Origin of the sequence: Burkholderia sp. PR2, assembly GCF_052372875.1 — a bacterium.
Taxonomy (GTDB): Bacteria; Pseudomonadota; Gammaproteobacteria; order Burkholderiales; family Burkholderiaceae; genus Burkholderia; species Burkholderia diffusa.
In genome coordinates, this window is sequence record NZ_JBQRWH010000004.1 from 3,215,402 (window position 1) to 3,241,152 (window position 25,751).

A 25,751-nucleotide genomic window follows, 5' to 3' on the forward strand; every position below is an offset into this window, starting at 1 on the left:
TCAGAAGCCCGGGTATACGGGCTAGGCGAAAACGCTTATTGGTAAATTATCGATATGTTATTGACAATGTGCGCTAACATTGCCGTCCGAACCGTGCCAGTCCGATGACGCAACCCCGCATTTATCCGCTCGGCGATGCCGCCCTCGTCTGCGAGGTGCCGCCGCCCGCCACGCTCGATTGCCAGCGCCGCGTCTGGGCCGTCGCCGAGATCGCGCGCGCATGGCCCGACGTGATCGACGTCGTGCCGGGCATGAACAACCTGACGATCGTGTTCGACGCGCTCGCCGCGACGGCCGAGTCGCTCACGCCCGCGCTGCGCGACGCATGGGAAACCGCCGACGTCGAGCATGCGGACGGCCGCGAGATCGAGATTCCGGTCGAATACGGCGGTGCGGCCGGCCCCGACCTGGCGGCCGTCGCCGCGCATACCGGGCTGTCGGCCGACGAAGTCGTCGCGCGACACGCAGCCGGCGAATACGTCGTGTTCTTCATCGGCTTCCAGCCGGGCTTCGCCTATCTCGGCGGCCTCGATGCGTCGCTGCACACGCCGCGCCGCGCGGCACCGCGCCTGGAAGTGCCGGCCGGCTCGGTCGGCATCGGCGGTGCGCAGACGGGCATCTACCCGGCCACGTCGCCCGGCGGCTGGCAGCTGATCGGCCGCACGTCGCACGTGCTGTTCGACCCGGTGCGGCCGCAGCCGACGCTGCTGCTGCCCGGCGACCGCGTGCGCTTCACCATTGCCGGAGTCGACCCGACATGAGCCAGAACACCGCACCGGGCACGATCGAGGTGGTCCGCGCCGGCCCGCTGTCGACCGTGCAGGATCTCGGCCGCCGCGGCATGCGCCATCTCGGCGTTGCGCAGGGCGGCGCGCTCGACGGCCTCGCGCTCGAAGTCGGCAACCGGCTGGTCGGCAATCGCCCCGACGCGGCGGCCGTCGAAATCACGATCGGCCCGGCCGCGTTCCGCTTCACGCGCGCGACGCGCATCGCGATCACCGGCACCGAATTCGGCGCGACGCTCGACGGCAAGCCCGTGTATTCGTGGTGGAGCCTGCCGGTCGACGCCGGGCAGACGCTCGTGCTGCCGGCCGCGAAACGCGGGATGCGCGGCTACCTGTGCATCGCGGGCGGCATCGACGTGCTGCCGATGCTCGGCTCGCGCAGCACCGATCTCGCATCGCGCTTCGGCGGCCTCGGCGGCCGCGCGCTGCGCGATGGCGATCGGCTTCCGGTCGGTGTGCCGCCGGCCGGCGCCGGCTGCCTCGCCGCCGATGCGCCCGAATTCGGCGTGAAGGCGCCTGCGTGGTGCGCGTTCGTGCGCGTCGACGAACCGCCGCGCCGCCACCGGCCCGCGCATGCGCCGTGGGCGATGCCCGTGCGCGTGCTGCCGGGCCCCGACTACGCGTCGTTCGCGGCCGATTCGCAGCAGGCGTTCTGGGACGAGGAATGGCTCGTCACCGCGAACAGCAACCGGATGGGCTATCGTCTCGCCGGCGCCGAGCTGGTGCGCGAGCGGCCGGTCGAGCTGCTGTCGCATGCGGTGCTCCCCGGCACGATCCAGGTGCCGCCGAACGGCCAGCCGATCGTGCTGATGCACGACGCGCAGACCACCGGCGGCTATCCGAAGATCGGCACGGTGATCCGCGCGGATCTCTGGAAACTCGCGCAGGCGCGGCTCAACCTGCCGATCCGCTTCGTGCGCACGACACCCGACGCCGCGCGCGCCGCCCTGACCGCGGAACGCGCCTATCTCCGGCAGATCGACGTCGCGATCGAGATGCGCGAGGAAACCCGCCGCCGCGTTCAATCGCGCGCGGCGTGACCATGGCGGAAGCAGGACGAAGGACGCGCCACGCCATCAGTGGACGAGGAACATCATGGAAATCGATCTGAATGCCGATCTCGGCGAAGGATGCGGATCGGACGAGGCGCTGCTCGACCTCGTCACGTCGGCGAACATCGCGTGCGGCTGGCATGCAGGCGGCGCCAATGCGATGCGCGACTGCGTGCGCTGGGCCGTGCAGAAAGGCGTGTCGATCGGCGCGCACCCGAGCTTTCACGACCCGGAGAATTTCGGCCGCAAGGAGATGCAACTGCCGGCCGGCGACATCTATGCCGGCGTGCTGTACCAGCTCGGCGCGCTGTCGGCGATCGCACAGGCCGAGGGCGGCCGCATCGCGCACGTGAAGCCGCACGGCGCGCTGTACAACCAGGCCGCGCGCGACCCGATGATCGCCGACGCGGTGGTGTCCGCGATCCACGACTTCGATCCGTCGCTTGCCGTGTTCGGGCTGGCGAACAGCGTGTTCGTCGCGGCCGCGCGGCATGCGGGGCTCGCCGCGGTGGAGGAAGTGTTCGCCGATCGCGGCTACCGCGCGGACGGCTCGCTCGTGCCGCGCAGCCAGCCCGGCGCGCTGATCGATGACGAGGAAGCGGTGCTCGCGCGCACGCTCGACATGGTGCGCGATCGGCAGGTGCAGTCGGTGAGCGGCGAGTGGGTGCCGCTCAATGCGCAGACCGTCTGCCTGCACGGCGACGGCCCGCATGCGCTCGCGTTCGCGAAGCGGATCCGCGCGGCGCTCGAAGCGGCCGGTATCGATGTCGTCGCCCCGGGCGCGCTGGAGGCCGACGAAGGCGCCTGACCGGCGCGCAAGCCGCGCTGCCGCCAGATGAAAAACCGCCGCACCAAAGAAAAAAGCGCCCTCGTGGCGCTTTTCTGTTGGCGCAATCGCCGCGGCCTTCGCCGTCTGTTGATTCGCCCCCCGAAACCGTCTTTCGACGGTGACCGGAAAAATGCTCCGGAATAAAAAAACGTCCGCCGCCACCCGATTGCTGCTTCCCCCGGTCGGACGACGGAACGTCGCTTATCCGCAAGTCTGTCGCATGCATTTGTTGTACCGACGATGTTTGGCCCCGCCGTGCATGCAGACACTACGCGGCCGGCACGACATCACGTGCCGGCTACGCTAACCCCGCGCATTGTTTTCTGCTACCCCGTAGAACTTTTTCTATTCTTTTCATTTTTTCAACTTGTGGGATGAAGAATAGAGATCGGCAGAACCGGATGTCAATCGTTTTAAACGCTATTTTCTGAGGATTCAAGGGTTTTCCTTATCGAATCGAGCGGCGGCACGGGCACCCGCCGGCACCTCGCAGCGCGTGCGTGTCGTCGATCAAGCAGGGGAGGATCGGTGCACGGCGCCCGGCGCGATCAGTTCGCGTCGACCTGATACCCTTGCTGGCGCAACAATTCGAGCACCCCGCGCGGGCCGCCCAGATGCAGCGCGCCGATGGCGACGAATACCGGCCGGTTCGGCGCGGCGATTGCCGTCATCCGTGCAACGAAGCGCCGGTTGCGTTCGTACAGGATCTTGTTGTCGATCGACGCCGACAGCGCCTTCGAACGGGCCAGCCGCTCGCTCTTCGCGACCGCCCACGCCGAGATCGCATCGGCGTCGCCAATTTGCCACAGCCGGTGCAGCGCCTTGATGTCGTCGGCGTTCTGCGCCGGCGTCTGCACCATGTCCTGCGCGAGCATCTCGCGCTGCTCGGCGAGCGTCAGCCCGGTGAACGCACGCATCTGCTCGGCGAGCGTCTCGAGCCCGATCACGCGGCCGCCCTTCTTCTTCAGGAACACGTTCTGCAGTTGCGCCTCGGTGCCGTACTCGGTCTGCAGGCCGGCCGACAGCGAGTCGTAGGTTTCGACGACGAGCGCCGCGAGCCACGGCCGCATCTTGCGGATCTCGGCAAGCGCCGCCGGATTGCCGCGCAGGCGCCCCGCGAGGCGCTGCCACAGCGGATCGGGCAACAGGCGCTGCAGGCACGGGTAGCGGCACACGCCGTACTTCGACACGTCGTCCTGCGATTCGAGCAGATCGTCCGGCGACAGTTCGAGCGCGAGCGTCGGCGACGCCGCGAGCGCCCCGAGGATGCGCGGCCGGAACGGCTGCGCGGGCGGATAGTCGGACGGGTCGCCCGTATGCAGCGTGCCGAGCACGTACAGCGTGACCCTGCCCTTGGTCGCAACGTAGAACGGCATGCGCGCGGGCTGCACGCGCACGGTGCCGCGCGACACCGTGCCGTCCGACACGGCGGGCGCGTGGAAGCCCGGCAGGCTCATGCCGGGCGGCGGGACTTGCGACGGATGGATCGGTGAAGTGGCCGGCGCGCGCCCTTCGGCGCGCGCGGATTCGACGGGAACAGCAACGCTGGCCGCCACGCACGCGCCGGCCAGCGCCGCGCCCGTAACGGTACGCACGCTCCAGCGCCGCGCGTAGCGGTACGCGCGCATCACGCGCGCGCTGCTTGCCCCCGCACGGCGCACGCCGGACGCGCGCGCCGCCAACGCTTCAGGCATTCGCCTCCCCTACCTCCTCGGCCCGATGGCAGGCTACACGCCGGCCGTCCACTTCGCGCAGTTGCGGCTCCTCGACGCGGCAGCGCTCGACCGCGTACGGGCAGCGCTGGTGGAACGCGCAGCCCGACGGCGGATTGAGCGGCGACGGCAGCTCGCCCTGCAGCTTGATCTGCACGCGGCGGTCTTCCTCGAAGATCGCCGGCGTCGCCGACATCAGCGCGCGCGTGTACGGATGGCGCGGCCGCGCGTAGATCGTCGCCTTGTCGCCGAGCTCGGCGACGCTGCCGAAGTACATCACCATCACGTCGTCGGCGACGTGCTCGACCACCGACAGGTTGTGCGAGATGAACACGTAGCTCGTCTTGAACTGCTCCTGCAGATCCATGAACAGGTTCAGGATCTGCGCCTGGATCGACACGTCGAGCGCGGACACCGGCTCGTCGGCGACGACGATCCGCGGATCGAGGATCATCGCGCGCGCGATCGCGACCCGCTGGCGCTGGCCGCCCGAGAACATGTGCGGATAGCGCTTCGCGTGCTCGGGCCGCAGGCCGACCGTGCGCATGATCTGCGCGATGCGCGACGCGCGCTCGGCGGCCGTCAGGTTCGCGTTGATCTCGAGCGGCTCGGAAAGCGTCTGCTCGACGGTCTTGCGCGGGTTCAGCGATGCGAACGGGTTCTGGAACACCATCTGCACGCGGCGGCGCAGCTCGGCGACCCGGTGGCGGTCGGCGCCCGCGACGTCCTTGCCGTCGATCGACAGATGGCCGGACGTCGGCGTCTCGATCATTGTCAGCTGCCGCGCGAGCGTCGACTTCCCGCAACCGGATTCGCCGACGACGGCGAGCGTCTTGCCGCGCTTGAGCGAAAACGACACGCCGTTCAGCGCCTTCACCGTGCCCTGGCCGAACATGCCGCGCTTCACCGTGTAGTGTTTCGCGAGCTGGTCGGCGACCAGCACGACGTCGTCATCGTGCGGCGCACGCGTTTCGTGGACTGCATTCATCGTGCGCCTCCCGTCAGGTCGAGGTTGGAAACATTAAGTGGCTTGATGCAGCGCGCACGCATCGCGTCGTTGGCCGGCACCAATGTGTCGAGCGCCGGCCGCGCCTTGCGGCAGTCGTCGACGACGTACTTGCAGCGCGGCGCGAACAGGCACCCGGACGGGCGATCATCGCGGCCCGGCACCATGCCCGGCAATGCGGCAAGGCGACGCGCCCCCTGATTGTGCTCGGGAATCGCCGCGAGCAGCGCTTCGGTGTACGGATGATGCGGCGCACGGAAGATGTCCGGCACGCGGTTGGTCTCGATGACCTCGCCCGCATACATCACCGCGACGCGCTGCGCGACCTCCGACACCACGGCCAGATCGTGCGAGATCAGCACGAGCGCCATCCCGCGCTCCTTCTGCAGCTTCACGAGCAGGTCCATGATCTGCGCCTGGATCGTCACGTCGAGCGCGGTGGTCGGCTCGTCGGCGATCAGCAGCTTCGGGTTGCACGCCACCGCCATCGCGATCATCACGCGCTGGTTCATCCCGCCCGACATCTGGTGCGGGAACGCCGTGATGCGGTTCTTCGCATCGGGAATGCCGACCTGGTCGAGCAGTTCGAGCGCGCGCCGATGCAGCGCGTCGCCGCGCAGGCCCTCGTGCAGCTTCAGCACTTCCTTGATCTGGTAGCCGACCGTGTAGCTCGGATTCAGGCTCGACAGCGCGTCCTGGAACACCATCGCGATGTCCTTGCCGACGATCTTGCGGCGCGCCTTCGGCGACGCCTTCAGCAGATCGACACCGTTGAACGTGACTTCATCCGCCGTCACCTTGCCCGGCGCGTCGATCAGGCCCATCAGCGCCATCATCGTCACGCTCTTGCCCGAGCCCGATTCGCCGACGACGCCCACCACCTCGCCCGGCGCGATCGACAGGTTGATCCGGTCGACGGCGGGCAGGCCGTTGAAGTTCACCGCGAGATTGCGGATGGTCAGAAGATCTTGGCTCATGTTCACGCCATCCGTTTCAGTTTGGGATCGAGCGCGTCGCGCAGCCCGTCGCCGAGCAGGTTGATCGCGAGCACCGAAATCAGGATCGACAGGCCCGGCATCGTCACGATCCACCATGCGTTGTCGATGTAGTCGCGCGCGGAGGCCAGCATCGCGCCCCACTCGGCGGTCGGCGGTTGCACGCCGAGGCCGAGGAAGCCGAGCGCGGCCGCGTCGAGAATGGCCGACGAGAAGCCGAGCGTCGCCTGCACGATCAGCGGCGCCGTGCAGTTCGGCAGCACCTGCGAGAACATCAGGCGCAGCGTGCCGGCACCGGCCACGCGCGACGCCGTCACGTACTCCTTCTGCAGTTCGCCGAGCGCCGACGCGCGCGTGAGGCGCACATAGGCCGGCAGCGCGACGATCGCGATCGCGAACATCGTGTTGGTGAGGCCCGGGCCGATGATCGCGACGACCGCGACCGCGAGCAGCAGCGACGGCAGCGCGAGCAGCACGTCCATGATGCGCATCACGGGCGTGTCGGCCCACTTCTGGAAGAACGCGGCGACCAGCCCGAGCACGATGCCGGGGATCAGCGCGAGCACGACCGACACGAAGCCGATCCAGAACGACATCCGCGCGCCGAACATCAGGCGCGAAAGAATGTCGCGGCCCGCTTCGTCGGTGCCGAGGATGAACTGCCAGTTGCCGCCCGCGAGCCATGCGGGCGGGATCTTCACGTAGTCGCGGTATTGCTCGACCGGGCTGTGCGGGGCGATCAGCGGCGCAAGGAGCGCGACCAGGATCAGCACGAGCACGACGATGCCGGCGCCGACGGCGCCGCGGTTGCGCGAGAAGTTGGCCCAGAACTCGCGCAGCGCGAGCGCACGGCCGCCGGCCGGCGCGGATTCGCTCGGCAGGGTGTTTTGCAGATTGCTCATGGAATTACCTCGTGTGGCGGATGCGCGGATTCAGCACGCCGTACAGCAGGTCGACGACCAGGTTCACGACGATCACGAGCGTCGCGATCAGCAGGATGCCGCCCTGGACGACCGGATAGTCGCGGCGGCCGATCGCATCGATCAGCCACTTGCCGACACCGGGCCACGAAAAGAGCGTCTCGGTCAGCACGGCGCCCGCAAGCAGCGTGCCGATCTGCAGGCCGATCACGGTGACGACCGGGATCAGCGCATTGCGCAGCGCATGCACGACGACCACGCGCGCGGGCGACAGCCCCTTCGCGCGTGCGGTGCGGATGTAGTCCTCGCGCAGCACTTCGAGCATCGACGAGCGCGTCATCCGCGCGATCACCGCAAGCGGGATCGTGCCGAGCACGATCGCGGGCAGGATCAGGTGGCTGACCGCCGACCTGAACGAGCCTTCGTCCGGCGCGAGCAGCGCATCGATCAGCATGAAGCCCGTCGGGTGCGGGAAGTCGTATTCGACGGCGATGCGCCCCGACACGGGCGTCCAGCCGAGATACGACGAAAACACCATGATGAGGATCAGCCCCCACCAGAAGATCGGCATCGAGTAGCCGGTGAGCGCGGTGCCCATCACGCCGTGGTCGATGACGGAGCCGCGTCGCAGCGCGGCGATCACGCCGGCCGGCAGCCCGACCGCGAGCGCGAACACGAGTGCGCACAGCGACAGCTCGACGGTCGCCGGGAAGCGTGCGAAGAATTCGCCCGCGACGCTCGTGTTGGTGATGATCGACGTGCCGAGATCGCCATGCAGCGCCCGGCCGATGTAGTGGAGGTACTGCATGGGCAACGGCTGGTCGAGCCCGAGGCGTTTCATCGCCTCCGCATGCATCGCGGGATCGACGCCGCGCTCGCCCATCATCACTTCGATGGGGTCGCCCGGTATCAGGTGAATCAGCGCAAACGCCAGGATGGTGATGCCGATGAAGGTCGGGATCACCATCCCCACGCGGCGCAACACGAATGTGAACATGATGCGTCTCGTATTTTCTTGTGGGAAATGTGCGACCGGCGACGGGAAGCTTTTGGCCTCCCGCCGCCGGATGAATTACCGGTCTCGGTCTTCGGGGACAGCTTACGCCGGTCGTATTACTTCACGCCGACACCGTCGAAGCGTGCATAGCCGAGCGGCTCGATGCGCATGTCGACCACGTTCTTGCGTACCGGCTGGTAGACCGTCGAGTTCGCGATCGGCGAGAACGGCAGCTGCTGCGCGAAGATCTGCTGGGCCTGCGTGTAGATCTTCGTGCGCGCGTCCTGGCCCGTCGTCGTGCGGCCCTTCTGGACCAACTCGTCGAACGGCTTGTAGCACCAGTGGGAGAAGTTGTTGCCCTTGATCGCCTCGCAGCCGAGCAGCGTGCCGAGCCAGTTGTCGGGGTCGCCGTTGTCGCCCGTCCAGCCGATCAGCATCGTGTCCTGCTCGCCCGTGTGTGCGCGCTTGATGTACTCGCCCCACTCGTACGTGACGATCTTCGCCTTCACGCCGATCTTTGCCCAGTCGGCCTGGATCATCTCGGCCATCAGGCGGGCATTCGGGTTGTACGCGCGCTGCACCGGCATCGCCCACAGCGTGATCTCGAAACCGTTCGGATAGCCTGCCTTCGCGAGCAGCGCCTTCGCCTTCGCGGTGTCGTTCGGCGCCATCTTCAGGTTCTTGTCGTACGACCATTGGGTCGGCGGCATCGGTGCGGTCGCGGCCTGGCCAGCGCCCTGGTACACGGACTCGAGGATCGCCTTCTTGTTGATCGCCATGTCGAGTGCCTGACGCACTTCGAGCTTGTCGACCGGCTTGTGCTCGACGTTGTACGCCAGGTAGCCGAGGTTGAAGCCCGGCTGCGACGGCATGTCGATGCCCGAGTCGGCCTTCAGCGTCGCGATGTCGGCCGGACGCGGATAGCTCATCACCTGGCATTCGTTGCGCTTGATCTTCTGCACGCGCACGCCCGGGTCGGGCGTGATCGAGAAGATCAGCTTCGAGATCTTCACCGCGCCCTTCTTCCAGTAATCAGGATTGCCGTCGAAACGGATCGTCGCGTCCTTCGTGTAGCTGCGGAAGATGAACGGGCCCGTGCCGACCGGCTTCTGGTTGATGTCGGCGGCCTTGCCTGCCTTCATCAGCTGATCGCCGTATTCGGCCGACAGGATCGACGCGAATTCCATCGCCATGTTCTGGATGAACGGCGCGTTCGGCTCGGCCAGCGTGAACTTTACGGTGTACGGATCGACCTTCTCGACCTTCGTGATCAGCTTGTCGAGGCCCATGTCGGTGAAGTACGGGAACGACACCGGGTAGGCCTTGCGGAACGCCTGGTTCGGATCGAGCATGCGCTCGAACGTGAACACGACGTCGTCCGCGTTGAATTCACGCGTCGGCTTGAAGAAGTCGGTCGTGTGGAACTTCACGCCATGGCGCAGGTGGAAGGTATACACCTTGCCGTCGGACGATACGTCCCACTTCTCGGCGAGGCCCGGCTCGACCTTGGTGCCGCCGCGCTCGAATTCGACGAGGCGGTTGTAGACGGTGAATGTGGCGGCGGTGAAATCGACGCCGGTCGTGAATTGCGCGGAATCGAAACCCGCCGGGCTGCCTTCTGAGCAGTAGACGAGCGTTTTGTTCGGGATCTGTGCGAATGCAGAACCCGCGACGCCGAGCGATGCCGCTGCCACGCCTGCAATGGCGGTAACACGCAGGGTGTGCAACAGACGGTTGTATTCCATGTTTCCTCCAGGTCTCCAGATCGGAACCGGTCCCCCCAGGGGCCGGGTACGCGGATATTACTTGAGCTAGCGATTTTGCAACAAGCTGGAGAAAAAACTCTTCTAGACGCATTCACGCGGGTTTTTGCGGATGTCTCGCGCACGCGAAAAGTGCGTCCGCGCGCACGGGCGACGAATTCGTTCATCCCGCGCGTGTTTCCTTCGACAACTAAACAATTCGTGTGCAAACGCGAACGAGCGTCGCGCCGATTTCGGGGCCAAGGCCCGCATCGTTGCGGATTTCGAAACGATGATCGCGCTGCAGTGCAGCCGTCAGGCCGGCGCGTCGAGATCCGCGCTGCGCGCGGGCACGAACGCGACCGAGACGATCGACAGCGCGAGCCCGGCCATCACATAGTAGGTCGGCGCCAGCGGCGAACCCGTCGCCTTGATCAGCCACGTGACGATGAACTGCCCGAAACCGCCGAACAGCATCACCGCGACGTTGTACGCGATCGACAGCCCCGTCGAGCGCACGTTGGCCGGGAACAGCTCGGCGATCATCGCGCCGAACGGCCCGTAGTAGCCGGCGAGCGTCACCGACAGCACGGCCTGCACCGCGATCAGCCGCCCGATGCTCGGCGCCGCGTCGAGCCACGCGAACAACGGATACATCAGCGCGAGCGTCAGCACGAGCGACCACAGCGACAGCCCCTTGCGGCCGATTCGATCGGACCACGCGCCCGCGACCGGCGACAGCACCATCAACAGCAGGTTGCCGACGATCACCGCATAGAACGATTCCGCGTACGGCAGCTTCAGCTGCTTCACCGCGAAGGTCGGCAGATAGCTGATCAGCACGTAGATCGTCACCGTCAGCGCGATCACCGAGCCGAGCCCGCACAGCACCTCGCGCGGGTGGCGCGTGAACACTTCGCCGAGCGTCGCGCGGCGTGCGCTTTGCTGCGCATGCAGGAACGCTTCGGAATCCGCGAGATGGCGGCGGATGTAGAAGCCGATCGGGCCGATCACGAGCCCGAGGATGAATGGCACGCGCCAGCCCCAGCTGCGCAGCGCATCGGGCGACAGCCCGCGCGTGACGGCCGCGCCGACGAGCGCGCCGATCAGCAGCGCGGCCGCCTGGCTCGCCATCTGCCAGCTGCCGTAGAAACCGCGCTTCGAGAACGGCGCGGCTTCGATCAAGAGCGCGGTCGCGCTGCCGAATTCGCCGCCCGCCGAGAAACCCTGCAGCAGGCGGCCAAGCACGATCAGGAGCGGGCCGCCGATGCCGATCGCCGCATAGGGCGGTGCGATCGCGAGCAGGAAGATGCCGGCCGTCATCAGCAGGATCACGAGCGACAGCGCGGCCTTGCGGCCCGCGCGGTCGGCGTACAGGCCGAACACGATGCCGCCGATCGGGCGCATGAAGAACGCCACGCCGAACGTCGCGGTGGTCAGCAGCAGCGACGAGTATTCGCTGGTCGTCGGGAAGAACAGCTCGGCGATCACGACCGTCATGAAGCCGAACACCGTGAAGTCGTACCACTCGAGCGCGTTGCCGATCACGGCCGCCACGACCGCGCGCCGGTTCAGCGCACGCTCGGGCCGGATCGTTTTCGTTGAATTCGCAATCGTCGCCATGCGTGCCTCATCCTCGTGAATTCGCCGTGTCGGGCGACGCGGAGCAGTCTGCCGCGGCGCGCTGGTTTGCAGCGAGTGTAGAAAGCGACGGAACCGTTTTCAAGCAATAAAAACGCCCGCCATCTTTCGACGGCGGGCGTTTTGCGGTTTTCGCCACATTGCGGCATCGCACGATGCCGCACGGGCCTCAACCCATCTTCGTGAATGCGCTGCACCAGCCCTTCGCCGACACCTGCTTGCCGGGGAAGGCGCCGCACGGGCCCGAAGCCGAACCCTTCTTGCCCTGGTACAGCATGCAGGCCGCGCAATCCTGGCCCGCCGCGTATTTCGGATACTTCGCCTTGTCGACCTTCGTGGCATCGGCCTTGTAGCCGAGTGCCACCGCGGCCGGATCGGTTTCCGACAGCATCGGCGCATCGGCCAGCGCTTCACGCGAAAGCGCCAGCGCGGACACGGCACCAATGCTCGTAATCAGGAAACTCCGACGGGATGTTTTCATGGGGGACTCGCTCCAACGTTATCGGTTTGAAAGCTGTTCTGGCGACAGCCGTTCGACAGAATAACGCTCAAGCGAATGAATGTGCGCGCCGAAATGCCGGAGATAAGGGATTTCACACGGGAGCTCACACGGAATTCACACGGCTGGTCCGCACGAATGCGGGCCGCGTGCGTCACCCATGCGACGTCATGTCGCCGACGCGCTGCGCGAGCGCGAGCGACGCGGTCAGCCCCGGCGACTCGATGCCGAACAGGTTCACGAGCCCGCGCACGCCGTGCTGCGCCGCGCCCTGCACGATGAAGTCGGCCGGCGGCTCGCCGGGCCCCGCGAGCTTCGGCCGGATCCCCGCATAGGCCGGCTGCAGCGCATCGTCGGGTAGCCCTGGCCAATATGTGCGGATCGACGCGTAGAACGCCGGCGCGCGCGCCGGATCGACTTCGTAGCGCAACGCATCGACCCACTCGACGTCCGGGCCGAAACGGGCCTGCCCGGCCAGGTCGAGCGTAAGATGCACGCCGAGCCCGGCGCGGTCGGGCATCGGATAGACGAGGTGCGAGAACGGCGCGCGCCCGGACAGGCTGAAGTAGTTGCCGCGCGCGAGATAGAGCGGCGGCACCCAGCGCGGGTCGAGCCCGCGCGTGCGGCGCGCGAGCGCCTGCGCGCCGAGGCCCGCGCTGTTGATCACGCACGCGGCCTCGATTTCGGTCGGCGCGTCGCCGCCGGTACGCACCACGAAGCGGCCGCCGCGCAGCACGTCGATCGATTCGACCGGGGATTTCACCGCGCACATCGCGCCGTCGCGCTCGGCGTCGCCGAGCAGCGCCAGCATCAGCTGGTGGCTGTCCACGATACCGGTGCTCGGCGAGAACAGCGCCTCCGCGCATTCGAGCGCGGGCTCGAGCGTCTGCGCCTCGGCACGCGTGAGCGGCATCAGGTCGAGCACGCCGTTTTCCGCCGCGCGCGCGGCGATCGCCTTCAACTGCTTCACCTGCGCGGCGCTCGTCGCGACGAGCAGCTTGCCCACGCGCCGGTGCGGCACGTGGCGTGTCTCGCAGAACTCGTACAACAGGTCGCGCCCGTGCACGCACGACAGCGCCTTCAGCGAACCGCGCGGGTAATAGAGCCCCGCATGAATCACCTCGCTGTTGCGCGAGCTCGTGCCCGTGCCGATCGCGTCGGCCGCCTCGAGCACGATGGTTTCGCGCCCGCGCGCGGCCAGTTCCCGCGCAATCGCAAGGCCGACGACACCCGCGCCGATCACCACACAGTCCGTCTGCTCCATGGCGTTTCGCGCCGCTTGCGCATCGAGGGGAGAGAAGGGAATTGTACGTCCCGGTCCGCCCGCTTGCCGAACGTCTCCGTATCGGCCTGCACGCGCCACGCGGCGAGGCGCGTGCAGGCCGGCTCAGAATCCGATCGGCCGGCGCTTCGTCGCGCCCTCGTCGGCGCGGATGTCGGACGGCGCGATCACGTCGCGGCCGCCGAGCCGCGCGGCGCCGAACGCATGCAGCAGCGCACGGCGCATCGTGCGCGGCGGCGTCGCGGCCAGCACGTCGAGCGCGTCGTCGTCGAGCGTGTCGGGGAAGCGCCGCCCCCACGCGTGCGACGTGCGGATCTCGTCGTAGATCGTCTGCGCGATACGGCGCGCGCCGGCCGCGTCCGGCGGCGCGATCTCGTACACGTTCATCCGGTTCAGCAGCGGCTCCGGAATCGCCTGCGCATCGTTCGCGGTCGCGACCCAGATCACGTTGCCGGCATTGATCGGCACTTCGGCGAATTCGTCGACGAACGCGCGCGCGGTGTCGTGCTCGAGCAACGCGTACAGCGCGCCGAGCGGATCGTATTGCGCGTCGCTGCCGGCCTTGTCGATCTCGTCGACCGCGATCACCGGGTTCGCATAGCTGCCGTTGACGAGCGCCTCGAACACCTTGCCGGGCTTCGCGTTCTTCCATTGCGACGACGCGCCCGACAGGATCCAGCCGGCCGTCAGCGAACTCATCGGCACGTAGTGATACGCGGTGCCGAGCAGTTGCGCGAGCGCCTTCGCGAAATGCGTCTTGCCGATGCCGGGCGGCCCGAGCAGCAGGATCGGCATCAGTTCGAGCCGGTCGTCTGTCTCGAGGCACAGCGCGACCTGCTTGCGCACGTCGTCGAGCGGCTCGGTGAAATTGGGCAGCGCGCCGCCGAGTTCGTCGAATGACGGCATCCGGTTCGGCTTCACGCAAAAGCGCAGATTGCCGGTCTTCAGCATCCGCTCGTAGGTGGCGCGCAGTGCGTCGCTCGCGCTCTCGTTCAAGTCGTTCAACGCGGTCTCGACCTGCTCGAGGTCGTACACCGTGCTCAAGGACGCTACCGCCAGTTCCTGTTTCACCATCGCCGTCGTCATACCAACCTCGCTACCGCTACCGTCACACGATCATCAGACCCTTACGATTTCAGTGTAGCGATCCCGCACCGGCGTGCAAGCAAGCAGCCGCCCCGGTCTGCTGCTAACACCACGCGCACACTGCAGCGCCGCGCGGTGCGGCGTATGATCAATGATTCACCGGCCGCCGCGCCGGCCATGCCACGGCGCCCGCGCGGCGCCGTGCGCTTCGTTTCGAAGGTATGCCGATGTCCATCCCTGCTGCCGTCCCGCGCGCCGACACCGATGCGATCGACGCCGTCGACTCCGCACTCAAGTCGCGCCGCGCGATTCGCGCGTTCCTGCCGACGCCCGTGCCGCGCGACACGCTCGAGGCGATCCTCGAAGCCGCGAGCCGCGCGCCGTCGGGCACCAACATCCAGCCGTGGCGCGTGTACGTCGCGACCGGCGCGACCCGCGACGCACTCGCCGCGGCCCTGAGCGCCGCGTACGACGATCCGGCGCGCGACGAGAAATACGTCGCCGAGTACGACTACTATCCGCGCGAATGGGTGTCGCCGTATATCGACCGGCGCCGCAAGGTCGGCTGGGACCTGTATGGTCTGTTGAACATCGGTCGCGACGAAAAAGCCCGCATGCACGCGCAGCATGCGCGCAACTTCCGCTTCTTCGATGCGCCCGTCGCGCTGTTCTTCACGCTCGACCGCGTGATGACGCACGGCGCATGGCTCGACTGCGGAATGTTCCTGCAGGGCGTGATGACAGCCGCGCGCGCACGCGGCCTCGATACCTGCCCGCAGGCCGCGTTCGTGCCGTTCCACCGGATCATCGCCGAGCATCTCGGGATGCCGCCCAATGAGCAGCTCGTCTGCGGGATGTCGCTCGGCCATGCGGACCCGGACGCGATCGAGAACCGTCTCGTCACCGAGCGCGCGAGCGTCGCCGAGTTCGCGCGCTTTTTCGCTTGAAAACGCATGACGCGGACCTACCTTTCGATCAGGACCGGATCGTGCTGCGAACCTGCGGCGATACGTCCTGTCACACCACCGTCCCGATCCATCGGGCGTAAGATGTGCGTCCGTTCCCCGCTACCCCGCGTTTCCGGAGAAGTTTCATGCTGAAACACGGCCTGGCCGTCCTGCTCGCGAGCGCCGCGCTCGCGGCCCATGCGCAGAGCCCCGCACCGGCCGTCGTCGCGTGGGAGATCCAGGTGGTACGTGACGGTCAGACGATCGACACGTTCCAGCAACGCACCACCGTGGGTCAAACCCGTACCGACACCCATCGCTATCCGTCCGCCGTGCCCGTCGGCTGCGGCAATGCCGCGCGCGTCGTGCCGACCGAGCGCTCGCGCTCGGTGACGGTCGCGCCGCTCACCGTCGACGACGCCGCACACACGGTGTCGCTCGCGCTCGACGTGCAGGAAACCCTCGACGACGAAAACGCGACGCGCAGCGATCCGTGCCTGCCCGCGTCGCCGCGGCAGATCGTCGCGAGCCATCCGGGCCTGTCGGTCGGCGGCGACGCATGGACCGACTGGACGCTCGTCGAGCAGCGCCCGCATCTCGTCTACCGCGTGCGCGCGCACGTCACGAAGGACTGAGCGCCATGTCCGCCGACGCCCTGTCCTTGCCGTTCGCCGAGCCGCACGCCGCGCCCGACGAAATCACCGCGGTCAGCTGGAACCTGCACAAGGGCCGCTCGCCGCTCGGCTTCACCGCATGGAACGCGATGCGCAACTGGATGCAGTCGACGCACGCCGACGTGTATTTCCTGCAGGAGGCGATGGCGCGCCGCATGCCGCGCCCGATGCTCGCCCCCGGCTTCGGCGCACCGATGGACGACACGGTCGACGACGTGTGGCACTGCCAGGCCACCGAGATCGCGCAGGCGCTCGACTGGCAGATCGCGCTCGGACCGAACGTGTTCAAGCCGTCGTGGCGGCACGGCAACGCGATCCTGTCGCCGCATCCGCTCGACCTCGGCGGCCGCTGGGACATCTCCGCGCACCGCTTCGAGCGGCGCGGGCTGCTGGTTGCGCGCGCGACGCTCGCGGGCGCACGGCCCGTCACGCTGCTGTGCGCGCACCTCGCGCTCACGCGCGCGGCGCGGCTGCGCCAGATGCACTGGATCGCGCACTGGATCGTGCGCAACGCGGGCGACGACCCGCTCGTGCTCGCCGGCGACTTCAACGACTGGCGCAACGATTCGGTCGCGCTGTTCGGCGAGATCGGGCTGTCCGAGGTCGCGACGCTGCTCGGCCAGTCGGGCCGCACGTTCCCCGCGTTCTCCCCGGCGCTCGCGCTCGACAAGATGTTCGTGCGCGGGCTGACGCCGCTCGAGTGGCAGGCGCCGTCCGGCGAAACCGCGTGGCTGTCGGACCACCTGCCGTATATCGCGCGGCTGCGCCTCGATCCGCAGTGACGCGGTAGCGCGGCAGCAGGGCTGCGCGCCAGAGTAGCGATTTGCCGGCCCGCCGCCGCGCCCGCCATGAGTATTCGTGCGTCGCGTTCCTGTTCGCGAGCCCGCGTGCGCAGCGCGGCGTCCACTCGACGCGCTGTGCGGCGCCGCGCTCGTCGGCCTGGGCGCGAAGCTCGCGGCTGATTGCTGAAAGCCAGTTGCAAGATTTCGTTGCGCCAAATCCGCGCAGCCGCGCGGGTCAAGCCCGCATCTGCCCCAAGCAGGGTAAAATACCCAGTTCCTCAATTGTCTGTCATCGAGAAGGCGCGTGTCCGACGCGCCGGCCGGCCGATCCGCGATCGGGCCGACGCACTCGGTTTTTTGCCCGTTTTTGGGCCCGTTACACGCGTCCGCTACGCGCGTCCGTTTTCAAAGCCATGAGCAAATACGACACCGCCACCGTCCAATCCGTCCATCACTGGACCGACACGCTTTTCAGCTTCACCTGCACCCGTGAGCCGAGCCTGCGCTTCAACAACGGCGAATTCACGATGGTCGGCCTCGAGGTCGACGGCAAGCCGCTCGCGCGTGCCTACTCGATCGTCAGCCCGAACTACGAAGAGCACCTCGAATTCTTCAGCATCAAGGTCCAGAACGGCCCGCTGACGTCGCGCCTGCAGCACCTGAAGGTGGGCGACTCGGTGCTGATCGGCAAGAAGCCGACCGGCACGCTCGTCGCCGACAACCTGCTGCCCGGCAAGACGCTGTGGATGCTGTCGACCGGCACGGGCCTCGCCCCATTCATGTCGATCATCCGCGACCCGGACATCTACGAACGCTTCGACAAGGTCATCCTGACGCACACCTGCCGCCTGAAGGGCGAGCTGGCGTACATGGACTACATCAAGCACGACCTGCCGGGCCACGAGTACCTCGGCGACATCATCAAGGAAAAGCTCGTCTACTACCCGACGGTCACGCGCGAGGCGTTCGACAACGAGGGCCGGATCACCGACCTGATCGCGACGGGCAAGCTGTTCACGGACCTCGGCGTGCCGGCGTTCTCGCCGGAAAACGACCGCGTGATGCTGTGCGGCAGCACCGCGATGCTGAAGGACACGACGGACCTGCTGAAGCAGGCCGGCCTGGTCGAAGGCAAGAACAGCGCGCCGGGTCACTACGTGATCGAACGCGCATTCGTGGACTGATCGATCCCCGAATTTGTGCAGCATCAAGAACCGGAGCAATAGCTCCGGTTTTTTTTCGCCCCTACTTGGCGAATTCGTAACAAACCGCGATCATTCCATGGCAAATCGTTACATTTTGATACGCACCATCCAGGTGCTTCCGTGTCAGTGTTTTTCCTACAACAGCTTCACTCGGATTATTCACATTTACCCTTAAATGTCCGCCTGGCATGACGTTTTCCAAATTTTTGAGATATTATTCGCCCCGCGCGGTCGCCGATTCGGCGACCATTGGAGGGTCGGACTCAAACGTTACAAGATGTAACTTTTGTTACCTCGGTACGGGGCGATTCTCTGGCGGCTGCCGTCATCGAAACGGCAGCCGATCCAGGCAGCCAGCCGGTGTCCGAACCGCTTTCTGATAGCAGGGAGAGTCATGGTTACGTCGCTCAATGCGCCCACGGGCGCTCACGCCCCGTTCCCGTCGCAGCCGCTCGACTGCGACGCAGCCGCGCCCGTGGCCGAAGCCCTGCCCGAACACGACACGTCCGCCGCCCGGATCGCGGCGCTGTCCCTCCAGCTGATGATTGCCGACGAGGCGGCGCGCCGCCATCTCGCCGGCGAGCTGCATGACGGACTCGGCGCCGAACTCACCGCCGCGCGTTTCGCGCTGGCAAACGTTCAAACGTGGCTGCCGGCCGATGCGCCGGACGGCTGCCTGCGCGCGCTCGAGCTGGCGCAGCAGGCGCTCGACTCCGCCACCGACGCCAACCGCCAGCTGATCGACGAGCGCGACACGCCGGCACTCGACGGCGGTGTCGTCGGCGCCCTGTCGACGTGGGTCGACAGCCACACGGCCCGCACCGGCCTGCGCACGAGCTTCGTCTGCGCGGCCGACGCGCGACTCACGCAGCTCGGCGGCGCCGGCGCGCTCGCCATCTTCCGCGTCGCGCAGGAAGCGCTGTCGAACGTCGCGAAGCATGCGCGCGCGACATCCGTCGACGTGCAGATCGACACCGACGAATCACATATGTCCCTGATCGTCACCGACGATGGGACCGGTCTTGCACGTAGCCGGCGCACCGGCTACGGTCTCGCCGGAATGCGCGCACGCTGCGAGGCGTTCGGCGGCAGCTTCGACGCGAGCGCGCCGGAAGCGGGCCGCGGCACGCGCGTCACCGCGCGCTTCGCGTGGGACTCGCTGTTCGCGGAGCCGGCGGCCGCGCGCCGCGCATCGCTTTCGTGAGGCCCTCATGAGCCTGAACATCCTGCTCGTGGACGATCACGCGATCGTCCGGCAAGGGATCCGCCATCTGCTGATCGACCGCGGCATCGCGCGTAACGTGACCGAAGCCGAGACCGGCAGCGATGCGGTGGCCGCCGTCGACCGCCAGGCCTTCGACGTGATCCTGCTCGACATCTCCTTGCCTGACACGAACGGCATCGAGGTGCTCAAGCGCATCAAGCGCAAGCTGCCGGGCGCGCCGGTGCTGATGTTCTCGATGTATCGCGAGGACCAGTACGCGGTGCGCGCGCTGAAGGCCGGCGCGGCCGGCTACCTGTCGAAGACGGTGAATGCCGCGCAGATGATCGGCGCGATCCAGCAGGTCGCGGCCGGCCGCAAGTACGTGAGCCCGGCGATGGCCGAGGCGCTTGCCGAATACGTGTCGTTCGAGAACGAACCGCTGCCGCACGAGAAGCTGTCCGACCGCGAATACCAGACGCTCTGCATGCTGGCGTCGGGCAAGCGCCTCACCGACATCGCGAACACGCTGTCGCTGTCGGTGAAGACGGTCAGCGTGTACCGGTCGCGGCTGCTCGAGAAGATGCGGCTGTCGAACAACGCGGAACTGACGTTCTACGTGATGAGCAACCGGCTCGTCGACATGGCGCCCGCGTCGGGCGCCTGATTCATCGTCCTCACCGCGCCGGCCGGCTCCGCGCCGGGCCCGGTGCGCCGAACGACGCACACAAGCGCTTGTTTTATCGGACGATTCCCGAGCGCGCCGCTGCGCCGCAGCGGGTCTTCCACGCCAAATCGGCTAAAATTACGGGTTTTCACTCACTCGGCGCCGCCGCGCTCGCGCGCGCTGGAGACTCATCCGCAATGTCCCTCTTCCGCAAGAAAAACGTCGATCGCATGATCGCCGGCGCACACGGCGCCGGGCTCAAGAAAGCGCTCGGCGCAATCGACCTCACCTTCCTCGGCATCGGCGCGATCATCGGCACCGGCATCTTCGTGCTGACCGGCACGGGCGCCGTGCAGGCCGGCCCCGCGCTGATGCTGTCGTTCGTGATCGCCGCGATCGCGTGCGGCCTCGCGGCGCTGTCGTACGCCGAATTCGCGTCGACGATTCCGGTCGCGGGCTCGATCTACACGTACTCGTACGCGACGCTCGGCGAGCTCGTCGCCTGGATCATCGGCTGGGACTTGATGCTCGAATACGGCCTCGCGGCGTCGGCCGTGTCGGTCGGCTGGTCGGGCTACCTGCAGTCGCTGCTGCAGGGCTTCGGGCTCACGCTGCCGACCGTGCTGACGGCCGCGCCCGGCGCGATTCCGGGCGTCGTCACGTGGTTCAACCTGCCGGCGTTCCTCGTGATGCTGGTGATCACGACGCTGCTGTCGATCGGCATCCGTGAGTCGACCCGCATCAACAACATCATGGTGTTCATCAAGGTGTCGGTCGTGCTGCTCGTGATCGCGGTCGGCGTCTTCCACGTCACGCCAGCGAACTGGAAGCCGTTCATGCCGCACGGCTGGAACGGCGTGTTCGGCGCGGCGGCCGTGATGTTCTTCGCGTTCATCGGCTTCGACGCGGTGTCGTCGGCGGCCGAGGAAGTGAAGAATCCGAAACGCGACCTGCCGATCGGCATCATCGCGTCGCTCGCGGTGTGCGCGGTGCTGTACGTGACGGTCGCGGCAGTCGCGACCGGCATCGTGCCGTCGGCGCAGTACGCGAACGTGTCGCACCCGATCTCGTATGCGCTGCAGATCGCCGGCGAGAAGTGGGTCGCGGGCTTCATCGATCTCGGCGCGGTGCTCGGCATGCTGACCGTGATCCTCGTGATGAGCTACGGCCAGACGCGCATCATCTTCGCGATGTCGCGCGACGGGCTGCTGCCGGCGGCGCTGTCGCGCGTGCATCCGCGCTACGCGACGCCGTTCCTGACGACCTGGCTCGTCGGCCTGTTCTTCGGGCTGATCGCCGCGCTCGTGCCGCTCAACGTGCTCGCCGAGCTGATCAACATCGGCACGCTCGCCGCGTTCTCGATGGTGTCGATCGCGGTGCTGGTGCTGCGCCGCACGCACCCGGAACTGCCGCGCGCATTCCGCTGCCCGGGCGTGCCGGTGGTGCCGATCCTCGCGGTCGGCGCGTGCCTGTTCCTGATGCTAAACCTGCAACCCGTCACGTGGGCCGCGTTCGGCATCTGGCTCGTCATCGGCCTCGTGATCTACTTCCTGTATTCGCGGCACCACTCGAAGCTCGCGCACGGTCAGCACGACGCGCATTGACCGCCGTCGCTGCGCGCGCACGCCGCGCGCAGCGGCACGACGCCACGCCGGGCCGTCACCGGCCCCGTGGGCACCCCCTCCCCGCCCGAACCCGCCCGGCCATCGGCGCCCCTTGAGCGTGGCGCACCACACGCACCACACGCGCCGCCGCGCCCCGCCCGCACCCGATCGCTGCCCGATCGTCGCGATTTCTTGCCCGATCGTCCGGATTTGCCCGCACGATTTGCACGCTGCCAGCACGCGCGCGCCGGGCGGTTCATAATCCGGCCATCGAACGACGGCCCGGCCCGGCGGGCCGTCCGGCAACAGGAACGGAATGATGGAAAGCGTCGATCTCGATGTACTGAAATCCAGCGCGCGCTGGCTCGACGAAGGGCGCCGCGTGCTGCTCGTGACGGTCGTGAAGACGTGGGGCTCGTCACCCCGCCCCGAGGGCGCGATGCTCGCGGTGCGCGAGGACGGCCTCGTGGTCGGCTCCGTGTCAGGCGGCTGCATCGAGGACGACCTGATCGCCCGCGTGCATGCGAGCGGGATCGCGGCCGATGCACGCCCGGAAGCCGTCAAGTACGGCGTGACGGCCGAGGAAGCACACCGCTTCGGGCTGCCCTGCGGCGGCACGATCCAGCTCGTGCTGGAGCCGCTCACGCCCGACAGCGGGATCGCCGCGCTGTGCGCGGAAGTCGAGGCCGGCCGCCTCGTCACGCGCACGATGACGCTCGCGACCGGCCGCGCGTCGCTGTCGCCCGCGCAGGCGACCGACGGGCTCGCGTTCGACGGCGACCGGCTCGTGACGATACACGGGCCGCGCTACCGGATGCTCGTGATCGGAGCGGGGCAGTTGTCGCGCTATCTGTGCCAGATCGCGGTCGGGCTCGATTATCAGGTGACGGTCTGCGATCCGCGCGAGGAGTACACGGATGCGTGGGACGTGACGGGTACGCGCGTCGTACACACGATGCCCGACGACACTGTGCTCGACATGAAACTCGACGCGCGTTCGGCCGTGATCGCGCTCACGCACGACCCGAAGCTCGACGATCTCGCGCTGATGGAGGCACTGAAGACGCCCGCGTTCTATGTGGGCGCGCTCGGCTCGCGGCGCAACAACGCCGCCCGGCGCGAGCGGCTGCTCGAATTCGACCTGAGCGAGGCGGAACTGGCGCGGCTGCACGGGCCGGCCGGCATCTACATCGGCAGCCGCACGCCGCCGGAAATCGCGATCTCGATCCTCGCCGAGATCACGGCCGCGAAGAACAACGTGTCGCTGCCGACGATCCTGCAGGTCGAGGGCGCGAAGGCCGCCCGCGAGATCGCGGCGAACAGCGGCGCGACCTGCGGCCTCTGAAGCTGGTTGCCCCGTGGCGCATGGCCGTGCCGGAGGCCGTCATGCGCCGGCGGACAACCGGCGCACGTCGATGGTCAAGTCAGGCGAGACCCGCGGCGAGCGCCGCGGCGACGGAGCCTGCCACCAGCACGACGCCGACCGTGCGGCGCTTGTTCAGCTCCGTCCACAGCAGCACGCCCGTCAGCGACAACAGGATCAGCGAACCGGCGATCGTGTCCATCAGCAACACCCAGCCGAGATTCATGCCGACGCCGCGATGCAGGTTGTTCAGCGTGGTCAGGAACGTATTGCCGGTGCGCTTCACCGATACGTAGCCATTGCCGACCCAATATTCGGCCTGCAGGCTCTGGTGCGGACCGAACAGGCCCATCTGCCAGTGCTCCGGCTGCATCACGCGCTTGTCGCCCCAGGCGACCGGCTGCGCAGGCTCCTTGCGCACGCGGCCCGGCCGGCCGTCGAAGTGCAGTTCGTGCTGCAGCCACTTCGTCATCGCGGCCGGCGACTTCGGCGCCGGATCCGGCAACGCGATCTGCATCTGCTCGACCTGCGGTTCGCCGGTCGGGATCTTCAGCGGCGGCGCACGGTGGTTGAGCAGCACGCCCGTCACGCCGAACAGCAGCCCGAGCACCGCGCCCCAGAGCCCGACCCAGCCATGCACCTTGCGCAGCCATTTGATGAAGGTCGCGCGGCGCGAGCGCTGGCGGCGCGTCGCCAGTTCGGCGTCGCTCAGGGGCCGTGCGGCCGGATGCAGCACGGTGACGCCCGCTGGGGGCCTGCCCGCCTGCGGCGGGGCGATCGTTTCGGGCGCGTTCACGCGAGAGTATCCATTCGTTCAAAGCAACGGGCAGCGCACGAAAAACGCGCGCCGCCCGGATAACATGAAAATGAGAATGGATATCATTACACAAATGACGCGCCCGCTCAATCCCACGGCGAACGTCGGCCGACAAGAATATCAGGCGATAACCGACGAAGCGCGCGGATTCCACGCCAATCCAGGTCAATAGAAGGAAATGCCGGCGAAATGATTGTGAAAGACTGTGACAACATCTCGCAAGGAAAACGGGCCGGCGAACGCTCAGCGGCGCAGCGGCGGTAGCGGAAAGTGCGGGGCGACGTCGCCCGGCCCGGGCTCGGTCCGATCGAGCGCGTACAGCCATGCCAGCAGATCCGCGACGGCCTGGTAAAGCTGCGGCGGAATCCGGTCGTCGAGATCGACCTGCATCAGCAGCGACACCATCTCCGGCGCGGTATGCACGTACAGCCCGGCATCCCGCGCACGAGCGACGATCATCTCGGCGAGCAGGCCGTACCCCTTCGCAACCACGCGCGGCGCGGTATCGCCCCCCTTCGGATCGTAGACGAGCGCGGTCGCGCGCTTGCGGGACGCCATGCTCATCGCGGCACCTCGTCGTCGGCGCCCGGCGTGCCGCCCGCCGCGCTGCGCGCATACGCGGCGGCTGCCGCCTGCGCGACGAGCGGGTCGAAGCCGTCCGGTTCGTCGCCGACCGCACGGATCGACAGTCCGCCGAGCTGCAGCCCCGATCCCTCGAACCGCTGCCGCAGCGCGGCCTCGTTCCGCGTGAGCCGGTCGGCGCCGGCCGAATTCGCGCGCAGTCGCGCGACGAGTTGCGCGCCATTGAGCACCAGCTCCGCGTCGACCGTGCCGAGCGACGGTAACGTGAGCGTCAGCCGCGTGCGCCATGCGATCCCGCTCCCTGCATCGTCGCCGCCGCGCGACGCGTGGCCACCCGGATCGTCGGGCTCGATCGTCCAGTCGAGGCGCGCCCCGGGCCACGCCTCGCCCGCCCAGCGGAACTGGTCGGTCGCGAGCGCATCGAGCTGCTGCCGGACGATCGGCACGGCGGCCGGATGTACGGGAGCCGGTGCCTGCGCCTGCGGATCCGCCGACGCGGCGCCCAGTTCGGCGCGCGCAGGCGTCCAGCGCGTGTCGGGGCGGTCGCCGAGCGGGTCGGTCGTCGCGGCCGTGACCGACGCCGCACCTTGCCGAGCGGCGGCAGCCGCGTTCTGTGCAAGCTCGCGCGGCACCGCACCGCCGGACGCGGGCGTGCCCGGCTGCGTGGCCGTTCGCGCCGTCGTCGGTAGCGGCAGGCGCTGCGCGAGCAGTTCGTCGAGCACGTCGGGTGCGTCCTGCTGCGCGGCATCCGGGGCGGGCTGCACCGGCGCGGTCGTGAGCCGCGCCTGCGGTTCGCGCATCAGCGCGGCGAGCGGGCGCTGGCCGGCCAGCCACTGCGCGAGATGGGATTCGTAAAAGAGGCCGCTTTCGCTCACGGCCTGCGCGAGCGCCGCACGCAGCGCCGCGACGGGCGGCGCGGCCGCCGCATCGCGCGCGGCCGCGACGTCAGACGCAGGCGTTGCAGTGGAAAGCGTGGCGGCGGACGCAGCCGGACCGGCGGCCGGCTGCCCGTCCGGCGGCACGGCCGCCGCCGTGCTCAGCAACACGGCAGGATCGGCCAGCAGCGGCGTGCGCCCGGCGATCACGGGCGTCGCGATGCCGCCCGAGCGCGAGATCGCGTCGAGCACGAGCGCGACCTCGGACAGCGCGGTCTGCGCGGATGCCGGTGGTGCCGCCGGCGGAGCCCCTGTCGAAGACGGCGACGACGCGCCGGCGCCCGGCGTGCCGACCTGCGCGGTCGCGCCGCCGCCAGCGGGCGCCGTCACGGAGCCGGTCAGCAGGCTGTCGAGGCGACTCGCCAGCAGGGCGGCCGCAACGGAGTCGATACCGGTCATGATCGGAGCCTGCTCACCTCAGCCACATC

24 protein-coding genes and 1 pseudogene are annotated in these 25,751 nt (G+C 68.0%); 12 read left to right on the forward strand and 13 right to left on the reverse strand.

Annotated elements, in window-relative coordinates; translation table 11 throughout:
- Nucleotides 1–104 precede the first annotated feature (104 nt).
- Genes pxpB through pxpA form a run of 3 tightly spaced genes read left to right on the forward strand, consistent with a single transcriptional unit; the run spans nucleotide 105 to nucleotide 2,645 of the window.
- Nucleotides 105–761 (forward strand): 5-oxoprolinase subunit PxpB, encoded by a 657-nt coding sequence (gene pxpB / locus ACT2FV_RS32075; RefSeq protein ID WP_444505403.1) that lies wholly within the window; start codon nucleotides 105–107, stop codon nucleotides 759–761.
- On the forward strand, nucleotides 758–1,825 hold the full coding sequence (locus tag ACT2FV_RS32080; RefSeq protein WP_059607386.1) for a 5-oxoprolinase subunit C family protein: 1,068 nt from the start codon (nucleotides 758–760) through the stop codon (nucleotides 1,823–1,825). The genes pxpB and ACT2FV_RS32080 overlap by 4 nt, the downstream gene beginning before the upstream one ends.
- Before the next feature lie 55 nt (nucleotides 1,826–1,880).
- Nucleotides 1,881–2,645: a 5-oxoprolinase subunit PxpA gene (gene pxpA / locus ACT2FV_RS32085; RefSeq protein ID WP_124626961.1), complete on the forward strand. Its 765-nt coding sequence runs from the start codon at nucleotides 1,881–1,883 to the stop codon at nucleotides 2,643–2,645.
- A gap of 569 nt (nucleotides 2,646–3,214) precedes the next feature.
- Here pxpA and ACT2FV_RS32090 read toward each other — a convergent pair.
- The 10 genes from ACT2FV_RS32090 to ACT2FV_RS32135 form a co-directional block, all read right to left on the reverse strand.
- On the reverse strand, nucleotides 3,215–4,360 hold the full coding sequence (locus ACT2FV_RS32090; protein ID WP_151049582.1) for a TraB/GumN family protein: 1,146 nt from the start codon (nucleotides 4,358–4,360) through the stop codon (nucleotides 3,215–3,217).
- Nucleotides 4,353–5,366, reverse strand: a complete 1,014-nt coding sequence (locus ACT2FV_RS32095; RefSeq protein ID WP_124626963.1) for a peptide ABC transporter ATP-binding protein — start codon at nucleotides 5,364–5,366, stop codon at nucleotides 4,353–4,355. The genes ACT2FV_RS32090 and ACT2FV_RS32095 overlap by 8 nt, the downstream gene beginning before the upstream one ends.
- Nucleotides 5,363–6,361: an ABC transporter ATP-binding protein gene (locus ACT2FV_RS32100; RefSeq protein ID WP_059607392.1), complete on the reverse strand. Its 999-nt coding sequence runs from the start codon at nucleotides 6,359–6,361 to the stop codon at nucleotides 5,363–5,365. Before ACT2FV_RS32100 ends, ACT2FV_RS32095 begins: the two co-directional genes overlap by 4 nt.
- Before the next feature lie 2 nt (nucleotides 6,362–6,363).
- Nucleotides 6,364–7,281 (reverse strand): ABC transporter permease subunit, encoded by a 918-nt coding sequence (locus ACT2FV_RS32105; protein WP_059607393.1) that lies wholly within the window; start codon nucleotides 7,279–7,281, stop codon nucleotides 6,364–6,366.
- Nucleotides 7,282–7,285: 4 nt separating this feature from the next.
- On the reverse strand, nucleotides 7,286–8,296 hold the full coding sequence (locus tag ACT2FV_RS32110; protein ID WP_059607395.1) for an ABC transporter permease subunit: 1,011 nt from the start codon (nucleotides 8,294–8,296) through the stop codon (nucleotides 7,286–7,288).
- 116 nt (nucleotides 8,297–8,412) lie between these two features.
- Complete coding sequence (locus ACT2FV_RS32115; protein ID WP_059607397.1) at nucleotides 8,413–10,041, reverse strand: ABC transporter substrate-binding protein; 1,629 nt, start codon at nucleotides 10,039–10,041, stop codon at nucleotides 8,413–8,415.
- A 312-nt stretch (nucleotides 10,042–10,353) separates the two neighbouring features.
- Nucleotides 10,354–11,661 carry an MFS transporter gene (locus ACT2FV_RS32120; protein ID WP_444505404.1) on the reverse strand — a complete coding sequence of 436 codons (1,308 nt, stop codon included), beginning with the start codon at nucleotides 11,659–11,661 and terminating at the stop codon, nucleotides 10,354–10,356.
- A 187-nt stretch (nucleotides 11,662–11,848) separates the two neighbouring features.
- Nucleotides 11,849–12,160 carry a high-potential iron-sulfur protein gene (locus ACT2FV_RS32125; protein ID WP_059508331.1) on the reverse strand — a complete coding sequence of 104 codons (312 nt, stop codon included), beginning with the start codon at nucleotides 12,158–12,160 and terminating at the stop codon, nucleotides 11,849–11,851.
- Nucleotides 12,161–12,332: 172 nt separating this feature from the next.
- Nucleotides 12,333–13,442 (reverse strand): NAD(P)/FAD-dependent oxidoreductase, encoded by a 1,110-nt coding sequence (locus ACT2FV_RS32130; protein ID WP_124626969.1) that lies wholly within the window; start codon nucleotides 13,440–13,442, stop codon nucleotides 12,333–12,335.
- Between the two features lie 123 nt (nucleotides 13,443–13,565).
- Complete coding sequence (locus tag ACT2FV_RS32135; RefSeq protein ID WP_059607402.1) at nucleotides 13,566–14,546, reverse strand: AAA family ATPase; 981 nt, start codon at nucleotides 14,544–14,546, stop codon at nucleotides 13,566–13,568.
- A gap of 227 nt (nucleotides 14,547–14,773) precedes the next feature.
- Between ACT2FV_RS32135 and ACT2FV_RS32140 the strand changes: the two genes are divergently transcribed.
- The 9 genes and pseudogenes from ACT2FV_RS32140 to ACT2FV_RS32180 all read left to right on the forward strand — a co-directional run bounded on the left by ACT2FV_RS32140 (nucleotide 14,774) and on the right by ACT2FV_RS32180 (nucleotide 22,971).
- Nucleotides 14,774–15,493: a nitroreductase gene (locus ACT2FV_RS32140; protein WP_124902938.1), complete on the forward strand. Its 720-nt coding sequence runs from the start codon at nucleotides 14,774–14,776 to the stop codon at nucleotides 15,491–15,493.
- Between the two features lie 146 nt (nucleotides 15,494–15,639).
- Nucleotides 15,640–16,128: a hypothetical protein gene (locus tag ACT2FV_RS32145; protein ID WP_174909410.1), complete on the forward strand. Its 489-nt coding sequence runs from the start codon at nucleotides 15,640–15,642 to the stop codon at nucleotides 16,126–16,128.
- A 5-nt stretch (nucleotides 16,129–16,133) separates the two neighbouring features.
- Complete coding sequence (locus ACT2FV_RS32150) at nucleotides 16,134–16,949, forward strand: endonuclease/exonuclease/phosphatase family protein (RefSeq protein WP_059607406.1); 816 nt, start codon at nucleotides 16,134–16,136, stop codon at nucleotides 16,947–16,949.
- Nucleotides 16,950–17,020: 71 nt separating this feature from the next.
- A pseudogene (locus tag ACT2FV_RS32155) lies at nucleotides 17,021–17,136 on the forward strand (LysE family translocator); the annotation flags it as partial.
- A 226-nt stretch (nucleotides 17,137–17,362) separates the two neighbouring features.
- Nucleotides 17,363–18,133, forward strand: a complete 771-nt coding sequence (locus tag ACT2FV_RS32160) for a ferredoxin--NADP reductase (RefSeq protein WP_059535031.1) — start codon at nucleotides 17,363–17,365, stop codon at nucleotides 18,131–18,133.
- 415 nt (nucleotides 18,134–18,548) lie between these two features.
- Nucleotides 18,549–19,358, forward strand: a complete 810-nt coding sequence (gene rqpS, locus ACT2FV_RS32165) for a quorum system sensor histidine kinase RqpS (RefSeq protein ID WP_444505405.1) — start codon at nucleotides 18,549–18,551, stop codon at nucleotides 19,356–19,358.
- Nucleotides 19,359–19,365: 7 nt separating this feature from the next.
- Nucleotides 19,366–20,022, forward strand: coding sequence for a response regulator transcription factor RqpR (rqpR, locus tag ACT2FV_RS32170; RefSeq protein WP_059607410.1), 657 nt, complete (start codon nucleotides 19,366–19,368; stop codon nucleotides 20,020–20,022).
- Between the two features lie 197 nt (nucleotides 20,023–20,219).
- A complete protein-coding gene (locus ACT2FV_RS32175; protein ID WP_059607413.1) occupies nucleotides 20,220–21,626 on the forward strand; it encodes an amino acid permease in 1,407 nt (468 codons plus the stop codon).
- A gap of 319 nt (nucleotides 21,627–21,945) precedes the next feature.
- A complete protein-coding gene (locus ACT2FV_RS32180) occupies nucleotides 21,946–22,971 on the forward strand; it encodes an XdhC family protein (protein ID WP_059607548.1) in 1,026 nt (341 codons plus the stop codon).
- Between the two features lie 79 nt (nucleotides 22,972–23,050).
- On the opposite strand, the gene ACT2FV_RS32185 is transcribed toward ACT2FV_RS32180, so the two are convergent.
- From ACT2FV_RS32185 to fliK, 3 genes are all read right to left on the reverse strand, one after another.
- Nucleotides 23,051–23,785: a PepSY-associated TM helix domain-containing protein gene (locus ACT2FV_RS32185; RefSeq protein ID WP_124626979.1), complete on the reverse strand. Its 735-nt coding sequence runs from the start codon at nucleotides 23,783–23,785 to the stop codon at nucleotides 23,051–23,053.
- Between the two features lie 264 nt (nucleotides 23,786–24,049).
- Complete coding sequence (locus ACT2FV_RS32190; protein WP_124626981.1) at nucleotides 24,050–24,370, reverse strand: EscU/YscU/HrcU family type III secretion system export apparatus switch protein; 321 nt, start codon at nucleotides 24,368–24,370, stop codon at nucleotides 24,050–24,052.
- Complete coding sequence (gene fliK, locus ACT2FV_RS32195; protein ID WP_444505406.1) at nucleotides 24,367–25,722, reverse strand: flagellar hook-length control protein FliK; 1,356 nt, start codon at nucleotides 25,720–25,722, stop codon at nucleotides 24,367–24,369. The genes ACT2FV_RS32190 and fliK overlap by 4 nt, the downstream gene beginning before the upstream one ends.
- Nucleotides 25,723–25,751 lie beyond the last annotated feature (29 nt).

Bases quoted from the DNA above. Each gene is read 5' to 3' on its own strand.
- ACT2FV_RS32095 (WP_124626963.1), bottom strand. From the start codon at position 5,366: ATGAATGCAGTCCACGAAACGCGTGCGCCGCACGATGACGACGTCGTG.
- ACT2FV_RS32090 (WP_151049582.1), bottom strand. From the start codon at position 4,360: ATGCCTGAAGCGTTGGCGGCGCGCGCGTCCGGCGTGCGCCGTGCGGGG.
- ACT2FV_RS32100 (WP_059607392.1), bottom strand. From the start codon at position 6,361: ATGAGCCAAGATCTTCTGACCATCCGCAATCTCGCGGTGAACTTCAAC.
- ACT2FV_RS32145 (WP_174909410.1), top strand. From the start codon at position 15,640: ATGCTGAAACACGGCCTGGCCGTCCTGCTCGCGAGCGCCGCGCTCGCG.
- ACT2FV_RS32110 (WP_059607395.1), bottom strand. From the start codon at position 8,296: ATGTTCACATTCGTGTTGCGCCGCGTGGGGATGGTGATCCCGACCTTC.
- pxpA (WP_124626961.1), top strand. From the start codon at position 1,881: ATGGAAATCGATCTGAATGCCGATCTCGGCGAAGGATGCGGATCGGAC.
- ACT2FV_RS32125 (WP_059508331.1), bottom strand. From the start codon at position 12,160: ATGAAAACATCCCGTCGGAGTTTCCTGATTACGAGCATTGGTGCCGTG.
- ACT2FV_RS32080 (WP_059607386.1), top strand. From the start codon at position 758: ATGAGCCAGAACACCGCACCGGGCACGATCGAGGTGGTCCGCGCCGGC.
- ACT2FV_RS32190 (WP_124626981.1), bottom strand. From the start codon at position 24,370: ATGAGCATGGCGTCCCGCAAGCGCGCGACCGCGCTCGTCTACGATCCG.
- fliK (WP_444505406.1), bottom strand. From the start codon at position 25,722: ATGACCGGTATCGACTCCGTTGCGGCCGCCCTGCTGGCGAGTCGCCTC.
- ACT2FV_RS32180 (WP_059607548.1), top strand. From the start codon at position 21,946: ATGGAAAGCGTCGATCTCGATGTACTGAAATCCAGCGCGCGCTGGCTC.
- ACT2FV_RS32150 (WP_059607406.1), top strand. From the start codon at position 16,134: ATGTCCGCCGACGCCCTGTCCTTGCCGTTCGCCGAGCCGCACGCCGCG.
- ACT2FV_RS32175 (WP_059607413.1), top strand. From the start codon at position 20,220: ATGTCCCTCTTCCGCAAGAAAAACGTCGATCGCATGATCGCCGGCGCA.
- rqpS (WP_444505405.1), top strand. From the start codon at position 18,549: ATGGTTACGTCGCTCAATGCGCCCACGGGCGCTCACGCCCCGTTCCCG.
- ACT2FV_RS32115 (WP_059607397.1), bottom strand. From the start codon at position 10,041: ATGGAATACAACCGTCTGTTGCACACCCTGCGTGTTACCGCCATTGCA.
- rqpR (WP_059607410.1), top strand. From the start codon at position 19,366: ATGAGCCTGAACATCCTGCTCGTGGACGATCACGCGATCGTCCGGCAA.
- ACT2FV_RS32135 (WP_059607402.1), bottom strand. From the start codon at position 14,546: ATGACGACGGCGATGGTGAAACAGGAACTGGCGGTAGCGTCCTTGAGC.
- ACT2FV_RS32160 (WP_059535031.1), top strand. From the start codon at position 17,363: ATGAGCAAATACGACACCGCCACCGTCCAATCCGTCCATCACTGGACC.
- ACT2FV_RS32140 (WP_124902938.1), top strand. From the start codon at position 14,774: ATGTCCATCCCTGCTGCCGTCCCGCGCGCCGACACCGATGCGATCGAC.
- ACT2FV_RS32105 (WP_059607393.1), bottom strand. From the start codon at position 7,281: ATGAGCAATCTGCAAAACACCCTGCCGAGCGAATCCGCGCCGGCCGGC.
- pxpB (WP_444505403.1), top strand. From the start codon at position 105: ATGACGCAACCCCGCATTTATCCGCTCGGCGATGCCGCCCTCGTCTGC.
- ACT2FV_RS32130 (WP_124626969.1), bottom strand. From the start codon at position 13,442: ATGGAGCAGACGGACTGTGTGGTGATCGGCGCGGGTGTCGTCGGCCTT.
- ACT2FV_RS32120 (WP_444505404.1), bottom strand. From the start codon at position 11,661: ATGGCGACGATTGCGAATTCAACGAAAACGATCCGGCCCGAGCGTGCG.